Source organism: Bifidobacterium sp. SO4 (assembly GCF_018555355.1).
In the GTDB taxonomy this organism is placed as follows: domain Bacteria; phylum Actinomycetota; class Actinomycetes; order Actinomycetales; family Bifidobacteriaceae; genus Bifidobacterium; species Bifidobacterium miconisargentati.
Map to the genome: position 1 here is coordinate 74046 of NZ_JAFEJP010000009.1, position 14575 is coordinate 88620.

8 protein-coding genes and 1 pseudogene are annotated in these 14575 nt (G+C 65.7%); 4 read left to right on the forward strand and 5 right to left on the reverse strand.

Going from position 1 to position 14575, the window contains the following annotated elements:
* Nucleotides 1–152 precede the first annotated feature (152 nt).
* Together JS536_RS07320 and JS536_RS07325 are read right to left on the reverse strand one after the other, a co-directional pair.
* Complete coding sequence (locus tag JS536_RS07320) at nt 153–1850, reverse strand: acyl-CoA carboxylase subunit beta (RefSeq protein WP_214356401.1); 1698 nt, start codon at nt 1848–1850, stop codon at nt 153–155.
* On the reverse strand, nt 1847–3721 hold the full coding sequence (locus tag JS536_RS07325) for a biotin carboxylase N-terminal domain-containing protein (protein ID WP_214356402.1): 1875 nt from the start codon (nt 3719–3721) through the stop codon (nt 1847–1849). The genes JS536_RS07320 and JS536_RS07325 overlap by 4 nt, the downstream gene beginning before the upstream one ends.
* 435 nt (nt 3722–4156) lie before the next feature.
* Between JS536_RS07325 and JS536_RS07330 the strand changes: the two genes are divergently transcribed.
* Nucleotides 4157–4756 carry a biotin transporter BioY gene (locus JS536_RS07330; protein ID WP_214356403.1) on the forward strand — a complete coding sequence of 200 codons (600 nt, stop codon included), beginning with the start codon at nt 4157–4159 and terminating at the stop codon, nt 4754–4756.
* A 144-nt stretch (nt 4757–4900) separates the two neighbouring features.
* Here JS536_RS07330 and JS536_RS07335 read toward each other — a convergent pair.
* Nucleotides 4901–5804, reverse strand: a pseudogene (locus tag JS536_RS07335) (biotin--[acetyl-CoA-carboxylase] ligase).
* Nucleotides 5805–6447: 643 nt separating this feature from the next.
* On the opposite strand from JS536_RS07335, the gene JS536_RS07340 reads away from it, so the two are divergent.
* The 3 genes from JS536_RS07340 to JS536_RS07350 all read left to right on the forward strand — a co-directional run bounded on the left by JS536_RS07340 (nt 6448) and on the right by JS536_RS07350 (nt 10987).
* The gene (locus JS536_RS07340; RefSeq protein ID WP_214356404.1) at nt 6448–8952 is read left to right on the forward strand and encodes a glycosyl transferase; all 2505 of its coding nucleotides are present in this window, start codon (nt 6448–6450) and stop codon (nt 8950–8952) included.
* A gap of 166 nt (nt 8953–9118) precedes the next feature.
* Nucleotides 9119–9940, forward strand: coding sequence for an alpha/beta hydrolase (locus tag JS536_RS07345; protein ID WP_214356405.1), 822 nt, complete (start codon nt 9119–9121; stop codon nt 9938–9940).
* Between the two features lie 249 nt (nt 9941–10189).
* Nucleotides 10190–10987 (forward strand): TetR/AcrR family transcriptional regulator, encoded by a 798-nt coding sequence (locus JS536_RS07350; protein WP_214304044.1) that lies wholly within the window; start codon nt 10190–10192, stop codon nt 10985–10987.
* Nucleotides 10988–11226: 239 nt separating this feature from the next.
* Here JS536_RS07350 and JS536_RS07355 read toward each other — a convergent pair whose 3' ends face one another.
* Both JS536_RS07355 and JS536_RS07360 read right to left on the reverse strand, forming a co-directional pair.
* Complete coding sequence (locus JS536_RS07355) at nt 11227–12114, reverse strand: ROK family protein (protein ID WP_214356406.1); 888 nt, start codon at nt 12112–12114, stop codon at nt 11227–11229.
* 279 nt (nt 12115–12393) lie between these two features.
* The gene (locus JS536_RS07360) at nt 12394–14556 is read right to left on the reverse strand and encodes a beta-galactosidase (RefSeq protein WP_214356407.1); all 2163 of its coding nucleotides are present in this window, start codon (nt 14554–14556) and stop codon (nt 12394–12396) included.
* Nucleotides 14557–14575: the final 19 nt, after the last annotated feature.

Below are 14575 nucleotides of genomic sequence, written 5' to 3' on the forward strand. Positions count from 1 at the left end.
GGCTCCCCTCTCTGAGGGGAGCTGTCGCCGTCGGCGACTGAGGGGAGCGACGAGGTGACGGCTATCTCGGATAGGCTCCCCTCAGTCCGCTTCGCGGCCAGCTCCCCTCGGCGAGGGGAGCCGAATTGCATTCCCCCTGTCGCTCCGCCGCGCTACAGCGGCTGGTTGCCGTGGTGTTTGGGGGTGCGTTTCACGCGACGCTTGGTGGCGAGCGTGGCGAGGGATTCGACGATCACCTCGCGGGTCTGCTCCGGGTCGATCATCGCGTCGATCTGCCCGATTTCGAGCGAGAGGTTCGCGTTGACCGTGCTGGTCTCGTATTCCTTGATGTATTTGGCCCGCAGCGCCTCCACGTCCAGCCCGGCGGCCTTGGCCTTGGCCAGGTCGTGCCGGTGGATGATGTTCACCGCGCCGGCCGCACCGAGCACGGCGATCTGCGAGCTGGGCCACGCGAAGTTGAGGTCCGCGCCGATGGCCTTGGAGCCCATCACGATGTATGCGCCGCCGAACGCCTTGCGCAGCACCACGGTCACGAGCGGCACCTGCGCGTTGGCGTAGGCGTAGATCACCTTGGCACCGCGGCGGATGATGCCGGCGTGCTCCTGGTCGCTTCCGGGCTTGTATCCGGGCACGTCCACGAGCGTGACCACGGGCAGGTTGAAGGCGTCACACAGGCGCACGAACCGGGCCACCTTCTCGGACGAGTCGACGTCCAGGATGCCGGCCCGGATGTTCGGCTGGTTGGCCACGACGCCCACCGGATGCCCGTCGATGCAGGCGAATCCCACGAGCGCGGAGGCGCCGAAGAGTTCCTGGACCTGCACGAATTCGCCGTAGTCCACGATGCAGCGGATCACGTCGAGCATGTCGTAGGGCTGGCGTTCGTTGGCGGGCACAATCCGGGCGAGTCGCTTGGCCGTGTCGCGTTCGGCGCGGGTGGCGGCGTAGGCGTAGACGGGCGGCTGGCTTTCGGCGTTGGAGGGCAGGTAGGCGAGCACGGTGCGCGCGTAGTCGATGGCGTCCGACTCGTCCTCGCCGAGGTAGTGGGCCACGCCGGAGACGCGGTTGTGCACCTCGCCGCCGCCGAGGTCCGCCATGGAGATGGTCTCGCCGGTGGCCGCCTTGACCACGTCCGGTCCGGTGACGAACATGTTCGAGTTCTCGCGGGTCATGATGATGAGGTCCGTCAGGGCCGGGCAGTAGACCGCGCCGCCCGCGCAGGGCCCGAGGATCAGGCTCAGCTGCGGCACGAATCCGCTGGCCTCGCAGGTCTTGCGGAAGATGCGGCCGTACTGGGTGAGCGCGGCCACGCCTTCCTGGATACGCGCGCCGCCGGAATCCACGATGGCCACGATCGGCACCTTGAGGTCGATGGCCATGTCCATGAGACGGCAGATCTTCTCGCCTTCCGCGGTGCCGAGCGTGCCGCCCTTGACGGAGAAGTCCTGCGCGTAGACGGCCACCTTGCGCCCGTAGACCAGGCCGAAGCCGGTGATGACGGCCGCGCCCGCGTTGCCGGCGGCGATGTTGCCGCCCTGGAAGCGGCCGATCTCCTCGAAAGTCCCGGTGTCGAAGAGCATGTCGAGGCGCTCGCGCGCGGTCTTCTTGCCTTTGGCGTGCTGCTTGTCGCGGGCGCGCTCCTCGGCGGCTCGGGCCAGCTCGGCGGCGCGGACCACGGCGGCTCTCAGGGGCTGGTGGGCCGAGGGCTGCGCCGGGTCGGAGGAGCCGTGTGCGGCGGTGTTGCGCGCATCGCCCGCGACTGCCGGATCTGCTCCCGTTCCCGCGCCGGCACCGGCCGCGGCCGAGCGCACCGCCGCCTTGACGGCCGGCGAATCCATGATGTCGGTCATTTGGTCGCCTCCTTCTTGGTCACGTCCAAGGTCACGAGGGTGTCGCCGGCTTCCACGCCATCAGCGGGCCCGACGAAGATCTTGGTCACTTCGCCGGCCGCCGGCGCGTACACGTAGTTCTCCATCTTCATGGATTCGAGCACCACGAGCAGGTCGCCCTTGGCCACCTGCTGGCCTTCGGACACGTTGATGCGCGTGACCACGGCCTGCATCGGCGAGGCGATGACGCCGGACTTGGCGCCGTCGTTCGCGCTCTGGCCGGTCGCGGCCACGTTGTGCAGGCCGGCCCCGCGCAACGGCTGGGTGGGGCGCTTGGCGCCGCGGGCGCGGGCGGAGCCGGTGATGTTCTCCACGATGTCGAGCGGCACGGTGAGCTTGACGCGACGGTCGTTCATCTCGATGACGAACGTCTCGGTGCGGTCCTTCTCGGCTTCCGCGGCACCCGACGCCGCGCCGGCCGTGCCAGTCACCGCACCGGCGAGGGACGCGGGCTGTCCGGCACGGGCGGAATCGGGCTCGCGGTTGAGGTACGTGCGCTCCAGCCATTTGGTGGATACGGCGAACGGGTGGCCATGCTCGGCGGTGAAGTCGTCGTTGCGGAAGATCTCCTTGAACAGCGGGATCGGCGTGGGCACGCCCTCGATCACGAGTTCGTCGAGCACGCGGCGCACGCGGGCCACGGCGGCGGCGCGGTCCTGCGCGGTGACGATCACCTTGCCCATCATCGAATCGAATTTCGGGGAGATAGTGTCGCCCTGTTCCACGCCGGTGTCGATGCGCACGCCGGGGCCTGCGGGCCATTGGATGCGTTCCAGCGTGCCGGCGCCCGGGGTCAGGTTCTTGGCCGGGTCCTCGCTGGTGATGCGCAGTTCGAAACTGTGGCCGCGCGGTTCGGGGGCCGGGGTGAGCGTGCCGCCGGAGGCGATGACGAGCTGTTCGCGCACCAAGTCGAGGCCGCTGACCTCCTCGGAGACGGTGTGCTCGACCTGCAGTCGCGGGTTGACCTCGAGGAAGTAGACCTTGCCGTTGGGCGTCACCATGAATTCGCAGGTGCCCAGACCCACGTAGTCCACGGTGGTGAACAGGCGACGGGAGTATTCCACGAGCGTGTCGGTGATCTCCTGGGGCAGGAAGGGGGCGGGGGCCTCCTCCACGAGCTTCTGGTTGCGGCGCTGCAACGAGCAGTCGCGGGTGGAGTAGACGGTGAAGTCGCCGTGGGAGTCGCGGCCGGACTGGGTCTCGACGTGGCGGGCCTTGTCGATGAACTTCTCGATGAAGTATTCCTTGAGATCGCCGCCCTGGAGCGCGTCGTGGTTGGTGTAGAAGCGGCGCAGCTCCTCGTCGTCGTGGACCACGGTGATGCCGTGGCCGCCACCGCCGTCGGTGCGCTTCATCATGATCGGGTAGCCGTGGGTGTGCGCGAAGTCGAGCAGCGTGCGCATGTCCTCGACCGGTTCGGACAGGCCGGGCACCGGCGGCACCTTGGCGCGCAGGGCCACGCGGCGTGCGGTGATCTTGTCGCCGAGGTCCACGAGCGCGGTGTGGTGCGGGCCCACCCAGACGGCGCCGGCGGCCTCGACCTTTTGCGCGAAGCTCGGCACTTCGGAGAGGAACCCGTAGCCTGGGTGCACGGCGTCCGCACCGGTGCGGTGCAGGATGTCGATGAGCAGGTCCTCGTTGAGATACGTGTCCTTGTAGGTGTCGCCAGAGAGCAGGTACGCCTCGTCGGCCATGTCCACATAGCGGCCGTCGCGGTCCTGTTCGGCGTAGACGGCCACGGTCTTGATCCCCATCTCCTTGGCCGTGCGCACCACGCGCAGCGCGATCTCGCCGCGGTTCGCGATCAGCAGTTTTTTGACAGATTGAGCCATATCGTCAAATTCTTGCGCGCTTCGACGGCCGGGACAAGACCCGTTCGCACAAAACGTTTCATGGGCTTTTGTAGGCTAGCAACAAACGAGCGCGTAGGTTTCGCCGACGTAACCGTAATCTAGCTGATGTCAAAACGTTGAAATCACGCCATTTTTAAACCACTCTTCCCCGCACTTCGCAAGTTGACAGTAAATGGTTTATTCGTCAACTTGCGACAAACGGGGATCGACATTTTTGTACCTTGGCACGAAACCGCACGAAATCGAACATCCCTACGATGGCAATCGTTGGGGGAAGGCTCCATCGCCATCCCGGCTCCCCTCGGCCGCCGCCAGCGACGGCCCCCTTTCGGAGGAAAGGGGAGCCACAACTCAGGCAATCATCGCGTCTCACATCGCGGAACATCCATCATCGCAAAAGGGGAATCACACATCATGCAGACTTCGCACACCGCGGCACCCGCCGCCTCCGCAATCTCGCCCGTCCGCCGCATCGCGGCCGCATCCTGGAAGCCGGTGCTGTTCGCCGCGCTGCTGTGGCTGGCGGCCGCGGCCGGCGAAATCCCGGTTCCCGGCACTCCGGTGCCCATCACGCTGCAGACCTTCGTGGTGATGCTGGCCGGTCTCATGCTGCCGTGGCGTCAGGCCTCCTCCGCCGCGGCGCTGTATCTGGCCGCCGGCGCGCTGGGACTGCCGGTGTTCGCGGGCGGCGCCTCCACGATGGCGCTGGTCGGCCCGAGCGCAGGCTTCCTGTTCGGCCTGGTTCCGGGCATCATCGTCATCGCGCTGCTGCGCGGCAAGGCCGACCTTTCCTCCGCCGCGCGCACGGCGCTCACCGCCGGCCGTTATCTGCTGGCGGCCCTCGTGGGCGGCGTCGCGGTGGTGTACTTCTTCGGCATCACCGTACAGTCCGCGCTCACGGGCGTGCCGCTGGCCACGGTCGCGCTGGCCTCGATGGCCTTTGTCGCCGGTGACATCGTCAAGGCCGTGGTGGCCGCACTGGCCGCTTCCGGACTGAGCAGGCTAGTCCGCTGAGGCCACATCGAGTCACACCGAGCCGCATCGAAAACGCCTCATCTCATGATTCGGGCCGCCCATGCAGCATACGCCGGGCGGCCCGAACCATCTCTCTTTCTTTCCTCTGATCGTCGGCGGCAACCGTGACGCCGACGACGTCTGTTACAGCACACCCACGTCCGCGGTGCGCACGGTGTGATCGATCCCGTCGGGGGGTGCGCAGGATCAGCGAGGCGTCCTCGTTGAGACCGATCGCCTCGCCGGTCAGCGTGGATCCGTCCGTGAAGTGAGCCTCGACCTGGCGTCCGCGCGCCCAGCACACGGCCTTCATCTCCTCGCGCAGCAGTTCGGCCTGACCGTGCGGGTCGGCCACGAACTTGGCCAGCCGTTCACGGAAGCCGGCCACCTCGCGAGCGGCCACGGCGTCGCGCAGGTCGCCGAACGCGGGCAGGTCGTGCACATGCAGCTGCAGCGACGTGGACTGCGGCGTGGGCAGGCGGCATGCGCCGAGCATGAGATTCAGGCCCACGCCGAACACGATGGCGACGTCGCCATCGGCATCGCCGTCCGCGCCCGCCGTTTCAGGCAGCAGTACCAGTTCGGACAGCAGTCCGCCCAGTTTGAGGCCATGGCAGAAGATGTCGTTGGGCCACTTGAGCTCCAGCAGCGAATCCGGATGGTCCGGCTCGGCGCCGAATTCCCGCATCGCGCCGTTGAGCGCGTCCAGCGTGACCAGTCCGGCGATCATCTGCAGCCAGCCGTTGAGCGTCCCGTCGGTGGCGAGCGCACGCGGCAACCTCACGGCATAGGAGATCGTGGAGGATCGGCCGGGCTGGCTCACCCACGTATGTCCGTTGCGGCCGCGTCCGGCGGTCTGGCGGTCGGCGGCCACCACGGCGATGGCGGGCGTGCCGTCCTGCGTCGGGGCGAGCGGCATCGTGCCGTCGGCGATCATGCGCGCGGCGAGCGCGTTGGTCGAGTCGGTCTCGGCCACGGCCACCACCTGCTCGGCGGCATCGTTGGTTCTCGGCAGCTGCGGCACTGCAGCCTTCAAAGCAATAATCATGGGTGTCACCATACCCCCGATACCGACCAAGGCAAACCCGTCATCCCACGAAGAACCGCACAATTCCGACCATTTTCCGACATCGGTTCGTTGTTAACGCTCACAACCATCGCGCAACGTGACGCAAATCACACTTTCACTCCACAAGGCATCAAGGTTGACGGTGGTCGAAATTTGTTCAGAACCACCATGCCATCAGATCCTGGATGCAAATCCACCTTCCAGAGGTCTTTTCCGCATAGAAATGACCGTCTTCTGTACCGAAAAGACCTCAAATCCAGGCATTCGCGGTCCTTTCAGTACAGGAACGGAGGTCTTCTGTACCGAAAAGACCGCGGACGTCGCGATTGACGGTCCTTTCGCCATAGAAGGCACCCTCTTCCGCACTGAAAAGACCGCAAGCATGGCGGTACACGCCGCCTCCGCCTCGCGCCACTCACGGCTTGTCGACATCGCAGCCACCCCGGCAACCCGGCTCCGCCCACCGCCCGTGCGCATTCGTCAACCGCAAGCACGTCTCGCACACGCCTTATTTATAACCTTATAAATAAGTGCTATGCTGGTCTCGTACGCACAGATGCACGGCACCGCGGAAAGGCTCCGCCGGCGCCACAGCAGCAACGAAGCAGCCGAAAGGAAACCCATGCGATACGGTCATTTTGATGATGCGAACCGCGAGTACGTGATCGAGACCCCCGCGACGCCCCTGCCGTGGATCAACTACCTGGGCAACGAGGACTTCTTCTCGCTGATCTCGAACACCGGCGGCGGCTACTCGTTCTACAAGGACGCCAAGCTGCGCCGCATCACCCGCTACCGTTACAACAACGTCCCGTTCGACAACGGCGCGCGCAACTACTACGTGAGCGTCATGAGCGGCGAGGGCCAGGACGCCACGCCGGTCGAGACCTTCTCCCCCACCTTCCTGCCCGTCAAGACCCCGCTTGACAGCTACAAGTGCCGCCATGGCATCGGCTACACCGTCTTCGAGGCCACCAAGGCCGGCATCCGCACCGAACTGACCGCATTCGTCCCGCTGCACACCGCGGCCGAGATCAACCGCCTCGACATCACCAACATCAACGGCGCCCCGAAGACCGTGGACGTGACCGGACTGGTCGAATGGTGCCTGTGGAACGCGGTGGACGACTCCAGCAACTTCCAGCGCAACCTGTCCACCGGCGAGGTCGAGGTCGAGCGTCTCGAGGACGCGACCCTGCTCTACCACAAGACCGAGTTCAAGGAACGCCGCAACCACTACGCATTCTTCGGCGTGAACGCGCCGGTCGTCGGCTTCGACACGAGCCGCGACGAGTTCCTGGGCCAGTTCAACGGCTGGGACACCCCGCAGGTCATCGCCGAGGGCAAGGCCCACGATTCCGTGGCCCACGGCTGGTACCCGATCGCCGCGAACCGCGTGCGCCTGACGCTCGCCCCCGGCGAGACCAAGTCGCTGGTGTTCACGCTCGGCTACATCGAGGTGCCGAACGACCAGAAGTGGGAGGCCCCGGACGACCCGGCCAAGGTCGGCATCATCAACAAGAAGCCCGCGCACGAGCTGTTCGCCCGCTTCGACACGACCGTCAAGGTCGAAGCCGCGCTCGCCGAGCTCAAGGACTACTGGAACGGCCTGCTGAGCATCTACAGCGTCGAGTCCGGCGACGACAAGCTCGACCGCATGGTCAACATCTGGCACCAGTACCAGTGCATGGTCACGTTCAACATGTCCCGCTCCGCGTCCTACTACGAGTCCGGCATGGGCCGCGGCATGGGCTTCCGCGACTCCAACCAGGACCTGCTCGGCTTCGTGCATCTCGTGCCCGAACGCGCCCGCGAGCGCATCATCGACATCGCCTCCACCCAGATGGAGGACGGCTCCGCCTGGCACCAGTACCAGCCCCTGACCAAGAAGGGCAACGCGGACATCGGCGGCGGCTTCAACGACGACCCGCTGTGGCTCATCGCCGGCGTGAACGCCTACCTGGCCGAGACCGGCGACGCCTCGATCCTCACCGAGCCGGTCCCGTTCAACAACGTCGAGGGGTCCGAGGTCCCGCTGCTCGAGCACCTGCGTCGTTCCGCGAACTTCACGATGACCCACCTCGGCCCGCACAAGCTCCCGCTCATCGGCCGCGCCGACTGGAACGACTGCCTCAACCTCAACTGCTTCTCCGCCACTCCGGGCGAGAGCTTCCAGACCGTGGAGAACAACGACACCGGCGTGGCCGAATCCGTGTTCATCGGCGGCATGTTCGTGCTCTACGGCGGCCAGTACGCCGACATCCTCGACCACTACGGCGAGGCGACCGGCATGAGCGCCGACGAGGTTGCCGCCGAGACCGCGAACGTCCGCGCCGCCATCGACGATATGACCCAGGCCGTCAAGACCGCCGGCTGGGACGGTGAATGGTTCGTGCGCGCCTACGACGCCTACTCCCGCCCGGTCGGCTCGCACACCGACACCGAGGGCCAGATCTACATCGAACCGCAGGGCATGTGCGTCATGGCCGGCATCGGTCTGGACGACGGCAAGGCCCAGGCCGCGCTCAAGTCCGTGCGCGATCGCCTGACCTGCGAGTGGGGCACCGCGATCCTCGCGCCCGCGTACTCCACCTACCGCATCGAACTCGGCGAGATCTCCACCTATCCGCGCGGCTACAAGGAGAACGGCGGCATCTTCTGCCACAACAACCCGTGGGTCTCCATCGCCAACGCCCTGGCCGGCAACGACGAGGAGGCGTTCGCCGTCTACCGCCGCAACTGCCCGGCCTGGCTCGAGGACAAGTCCGACATCCGCAAGGTGGAGCCGTACGTCTACTGCCAGATGGTCGCCGGCCCCGAGGCCGCGATTCCGGGCGAGGGCAAGAACTCCTGGCTCACCGGCACCGCCGCGTGGACGTTCGTGGACGTCTCCCAGTACCTCCTCGGCATCCGCCCGACCCTGGACGGCCTCGCCATCGAGCCCCACCTGCCCGCCGAGTACACCCACCTGACCGTCACCCGCGTGTTCCGCGGCACGACCTACCACATCACCCTCGACCGCACCGGCCAGCGCACGCTCACCGTCGACGGCCAGGCGATCGACGGCACCGTGGTCCCGGTCCCGACCGCAGGCACGACTACCGTGAACGTCAGCGTCACGTTCTGATCAGCCGTTTAGCTTATGGCTCCCCTCATTGAGGGGCCGAACCGTAAAGCAAACAATCCAGTGGATTGTTTGTAGGTGAGGGTTCGACGATAGTCGAACCAGAAAAGCGCAGTCGATGGCTCATCCGCAATTGCGGATGAGCCATAACACACCCCAAAGGAAACCCATGCAATACATCGACCAGACCATCACCGGCATCGACGGCACCCCGGCCCATTTCACCGGCTACGTCATCGACAACAGCCCGGAGGTCGATCCGAACCGCCGGCGTCCGGCCGTGCTCGTCATCCCCGGCGGCGGCTACGAAATGACCTCCGACCGCGAGGCCGAGCCGATCGCCCTCAAATTCGTGGGCGCGGGCTACAACGCATTCGTGCTGCGCTACTCCTGCAAGCCCAGCCTCTACCCCACCGCCCTGCTCGAGGCCGCCGAGGCCATGCGTCTCATCCGCACGCACGCCGACGAATGGCACACCGACCCGGAGCGCATCGCCGTGATCGGCTTCTCCGCCGGCGGCCACCTCGCCGCGAATCTCGCCACCACCGCCGGCGACGAGGACGAACAGGCCCACGGCTACGACCCGGACGAGGTGCGCCCGAACGCGCTCATGCTCGGCTACCCCGTCGTCACCTCCGGCCCGCTTGCCCACCGCGGCAGCTTCGACGCGCTGCTCGGCCCGGACCGCAAGGACGACCAGGCCTGGCTCGACAAGCTCTCCATCGAGAAGCACATCGACGCCAAGACCCCGCCCGTGTTCGCCTGGCACACCGTGCCCGACGATTGCGTGCCGATGGAGAACACCCTGATGCTCGTCTCCGCCTGCAAGGCCGCGCATGTGCCGGTCGAGGCCCATCTCTTCCCCGAAGGCGGCCACGGCCTTGCACTCGGCACCGAGGAGACCGCGTGGGGCGGCAAGGGCAACATCTTCCCCTGCATCCAGGTCTGGCCCAAGCTCGCCATCGACTGGCTCGGCCGTCTTTTCGACTGATTGATAGGTATGGGCCTGGCTCCCCTCGCCGGGGGGAGCTGTCGAATGCAATGAGACTGAGGGGAGACATGCTCATACAGTGAGCCAGCTCCTCTCAGGCGGCTCCGCCGCCGGCTTCCCTCGCTGCGATGGCTGGGATTATCCGGCGCCGATCTCAGCCATCGCAGCCAATCCCAACGCCGCCACCGCTCGCGGTAGACTATTGCACGATGTGAACGCACACATTCCCGCGAAGGAGGGAGGTCACCAATGCCCGTCGCAGCATGGGAGCAGTTCCTGAAGGACCAGAGCAGCTGGCCCGCGGCTTCACGGACCACCCATCAGGCCATGGTGAGGGACACCACTGCCGGCACCACCTTCGAAAAGCGCAAGCGTATGAGCCCCGAGGAGCGGCATCTGCAGATCATGCAGGCCGCGGTCAAGGTCATCGCCTCCAAGGGCTTCTGGGGCATGTCCCTGCAGGACATCGCCGACGAGATCGGCATCACCGAGGCGGCGCTCTACCATTACATCCGTTCGAAGAACGAACTGCTCAACATGGTGCTCGCCGAGGGCTACGATACGCCCGAGGCGGACGAGTACAACGCCACCACCTCCACCGTGACCGATTTCGACGGCCACTACTGCTATTGCTTCCCCCGCTACTGCACCAACGTGGTGCTCTACAACCTGCAGCGCCCGGAAATGGTGCAGCTGTTCTCGATGCTCAACGGCGAGGCGCTGAATCCGGCGCATCCCGCCCACCGCTTCTTCATCGGCCGACACCTGCGCAATTGGGAGCAGATCGGATCGATGAACTGGATCCTGCCGGACGGCTACGACGAGGAGCGGTTCTATCACCTCTATACGCTCTCGATGTCCGCGATGGACGGCCTGCAATACCGCTGGCTCGCCGACCATTCCGTGAACCTGCTGGAGGAATGGATGGCGTTCTCCGACGAGATCTTCCCGGAAAGCCTATGGAAGGGCTTCCGCGACCCCTCCGAATACGATCCGGCCAGCAAGCAATGCCTCCTGCCGTTCACCCTGACGGCCCGCGAGAACTAAACGGTATCGGCCGAATCGTATCGGTTGTATTACGCCCGATACCGTATTCCCAGCGACCTTCGGCTGCCTCACTATTCTTCAGTCGGCTTCGTTATCAGCTCCCCAGCAAGGTTCGTATAGGTCCTGCCTCCCTCTGGCGAGGGAGGTGGCGCGAAGCGCCGGAAGGAGAGCAGCGAAGCAGCCGCAAGGCTGCGGGAAAATCCATCGGCCGCAGGCCGATGCCATCCGATATCGTCCTGCTACTTCACTTCATTCACAAACGCATAGTATGCGCCCAAGAGGCCCGCGTAGCTCACGTTGCGGCAGCGCTTGACGGGCGTGGCGAAGTCCTTCCAGTACGGGATCTCCTCCAGCGAGCGCTGCACGAGCGGCAGGAACGCGGTCTCCTGGCAGATGGCGCCGCCGAGCAGCACGCATTCCGGATCCAGCGAAACCACCACGTTGTAGATGCCCACGGCGATGTACTGCGCCCATTCCTCCACGATGCCACGCACTTCCGGGTCATCCATGCGGCGCAGCAGGCTGGAGGGCACCACGATCTCGGACGGACCGCCGAACTTCGCCGCGTATCGCTTGTTGAGCGTGTCCGTGGACGAGTATTCATGCAGCGAGCGCGCGCCTTCCGTCTGGTAGTTGGTGATCATCATGCCAAGCTCGCCGGCGCGCCAGTCGCGGCCGCGGCGGATGTGCCCGTCCAGGAACAGCGCGCCGCCCACGCCGGCGTCGGTGATGGTAAAGACCACGAAATCGTCCATCTTGCGCGCGTTGCCGGCGTACCGTTCGGCGATGGCGGCGCAGTTCGCATCGTTCTCCACCCAGATGGGCAGATCGTCGCCCAGTCGACGACGCAGTTCCTTGCCGACGTTCTGCTTGTACAGCGCGGTGACCGGGCCGCCGGTGATGGTGCGCTGGCGCTTGACGTCCACGAATCCGGGCAGGCTCAGCGAGATGCCGTCCAACGATTCGCCCTGCTGGCGGACCACGTTCGCGATGCCGTCGAACAGCGCTTCGGAGTCCTCGGCGGGGGTGGCGAAGGCGGAGGGCACGTCCTGCATGCCGTCGGTCACCACGGCATGACGGATGAAGCGGTATCCCACGTCGAATGTCAGCACGCGCTTGCTGTCCATGTGTCCTCCTTAGCTCGTCGCCGAACCGAATCCTTCACGTTTCAATCTCCACAGCAGCGTGAACGTGAACATTCTGTTCAGTAGCTTAGCGGGTCTTGCCAACCCTTATTGATCGACGATTTAACAAGATTGAAATTATTCTTTCGTGACCGTTTCTGGCTCCCCTCTCTGAGGGGAGCTGTCGAACGGAGTGAGACTGAGGGGAGTTCGTCATGTGTAATGCTCCCCTCAGTCAGCTTCGCTGACAGCTCCCCTCAGAGAGGGGAGCCAGTACAACGCTCATCGTTCGGCCACGACCACCTGGTAGGGGGCCAGCGCGCAGTCGGCGGCGAGCTCACGCCCGTCGGACAGCAGGTCGACGGCACCGGCCAGCGCGGGCAACGAGACGTGCTGTTCACGGTCGGTCAGGTTGATGACGAACGTGAACGTGCGCCCGTCGTCCGCATATCGTTCGGCGACTTCCACACCGTCCGGCGTCACGGTCGAGGTCAGTCCCGCCGCGTCCACGATCGGCTGGATCAGCGCGTCCATGCCAGGCTCGTCCAGCGGGGTGCCAACGTAGTAGGTTTCGCCGTTGCCGCACACGTTCGCAGTGACGGCCGGGGTGCCGGCATAGAACTCGTCGCCGCCGTACGTGGCAAGTACGCGGGCGCCTTCCAGGTGCATGATGCTGGCGACGATCTCGCCGCTGGCGTCATTCCCGGCGTTCCCGGCACCTGCGGCATCGGCATTCCCGACCGTGCAATTCCCGCAGCAATGGCCCGAAGTCTCGTCCGCGGCATCGGAGCCGCCGGCAACCGCCGCTTCCCCGGCCTGCCGCCCGTCGAAGCGCACCGGGATCGTCTCCCCCGGCGCGATGGCGTCGATCTCCTCGGCCCACACGCCGGCGAGCGCGCGGAACGGTCCGGGGTATCCGCCCGGAATCACCAGATCATGCTCGTCATGGATGCCGGACATGTAGCCGGTGATGAACCGGCCGCCGCCACGCACGTACGTTTCGACGGCTTCGGCCACGCCGGGCTTGACCATGATGAGCGCGGGCGCCGCCACGACGGCGTACCGTTCCAGTTCGGCGGCGGGCGTGGTGCTGGGGATGATGTCCACGGCGATGTTGCGGCGGTTGAACGCACGGTAGAATCGGTGAATCTCCTCCGGGTAGGCGAACCCGGCGGTGGGGCCCACGCAGCCTTCGAGCGACCAGTAGCTCTCCCAGTCGAACATGACGGCCACACGCGCACGGACCTTCGATCCCATGATGCGCGGCGCCACCTTGCCCAGCGCCTCGCCGAGCGCGGCGGTCTCGCGGAACACGCGGGAGTCCTCGGTGCCATCGTGTGCAATCACGGCGCCATGGAAACGTTCGCACCCGCCGATCGACTGGCGCATCTGGAAGAACTGCACGGTGTCGGCGCCATGCGCCACGGCCTGCCAGCTCAAGGCGGCCACCTCGCCGGGGCGCTTGACCTTGCAGTACGGGAACCAGTTCTGCTGGTTCGGCGTCTGTTCCATGAGCATGAACGGCTTGCCGCCACCCACGGCGCGCATGAGGTCGTGGTTCATGGCCACACGGCTGGCCGGCATGCCCATGCCCGGATAGTTGTCCCAGCTGACCACGTCCATCTCACGGCCCCATGTGAAGTAGTCGAGGTCCTTGAACGTGCCCATGAGGTTCGTGGTGATCGGCGTCACCGCGTCATGCGCGCGCACGGCGTCGCGTTCGTTCGTGAAGCAGGCGAGCTGGGACTCGTTCTGGAAGCGGCGGTAGTCGATGAGCAGGCCGGAGACCACGCACTTCCTCGGATCCCAGTCGGATCCGATGCCGTCGCCGTAGCCCACCGGCGGCACCACGTCCGCCCAGTCCACGATGGTGTGGCTCCAGAAGTTCGCGCACCATGCCTTGTTGAGCGCCTCGACCGAACCGTACTTGGCCTTGAGCCAGTCACGGAACGCCGCAGCGCAGTTTTCGCAGTAGCACAGGCCGCCACCGCCGCCGTATTCGTTGCCGATATGCCAGGCCACGAGCCCAGGAGTGCCGGCATACCGTTCGGCGAGCGCGCCGGCGAGCTTACCGGAGACGCCCCGGAAGTAGGCGGAGTTCGGGCAGAAGTTGTGACGGCCGCCGAACACGTGGCGTTTGCCTTCGAACGTGGTGCGGATGATCTCGGGGTGTTCGCGCACCATCCATGCGGGCAGCGCGGCGGTGCCGGTGGCGAGCACGATGTTGAAATGGTGCTTGACCAGCAGTGCCACGATCCTGTCGAGCATGGTGAAGTCGTAGGTGTCCTCGCCGGGCTGCAGGAGCGTCCAGGAGAACACGTTGATGGTGGCCTCGTTGATGTGGGCGTCCTCGAGCATCTCGATGTCGTGTTCCCACGTCTCCTCGGGCCACTGTTCGGGGTTCCAGTCGCCGCCGAACAGGAAGGTGTCGAATTGAGGTGTCATGTGATGCTCCTTTGCGATG

Coding starts and splice junctions, on each gene's coding strand:
- JS536_RS07320 (WP_214356401.1), bottom strand. CDS start 1,850: ATGACCGACATCATGGATTCGCCGGCCGTCAAGGCGGCGGTGCGCTCG.
- JS536_RS07325 (WP_214356402.1), bottom strand. CDS start 3,721: ATGGCTCAATCTGTCAAAAAACTGCTGATCGCGAACCGCGGCGAGATC.
- JS536_RS07330 (WP_214356403.1), top strand. CDS start 4,157: ATGCAGACTTCGCACACCGCGGCACCCGCCGCCTCCGCAATCTCGCCC.
- JS536_RS07340 (WP_214356404.1), top strand. CDS start 6,448: ATGCGATACGGTCATTTTGATGATGCGAACCGCGAGTACGTGATCGAG.
- JS536_RS07345 (WP_214356405.1), top strand. CDS start 9,119: ATGCAATACATCGACCAGACCATCACCGGCATCGACGGCACCCCGGCC.
- JS536_RS07350 (WP_214304044.1), top strand. CDS start 10,190: ATGCCCGTCGCAGCATGGGAGCAGTTCCTGAAGGACCAGAGCAGCTGG.
- JS536_RS07355 (WP_214356406.1), bottom strand. CDS start 12,114: ATGGACAGCAAGCGCGTGCTGACATTCGACGTGGGATACCGCTTCATC.
- JS536_RS07360 (WP_214356407.1), bottom strand. CDS start 14,556: ATGACACCTCAATTCGACACCTTCCTGTTCGGCGGCGACTGGAACCCC.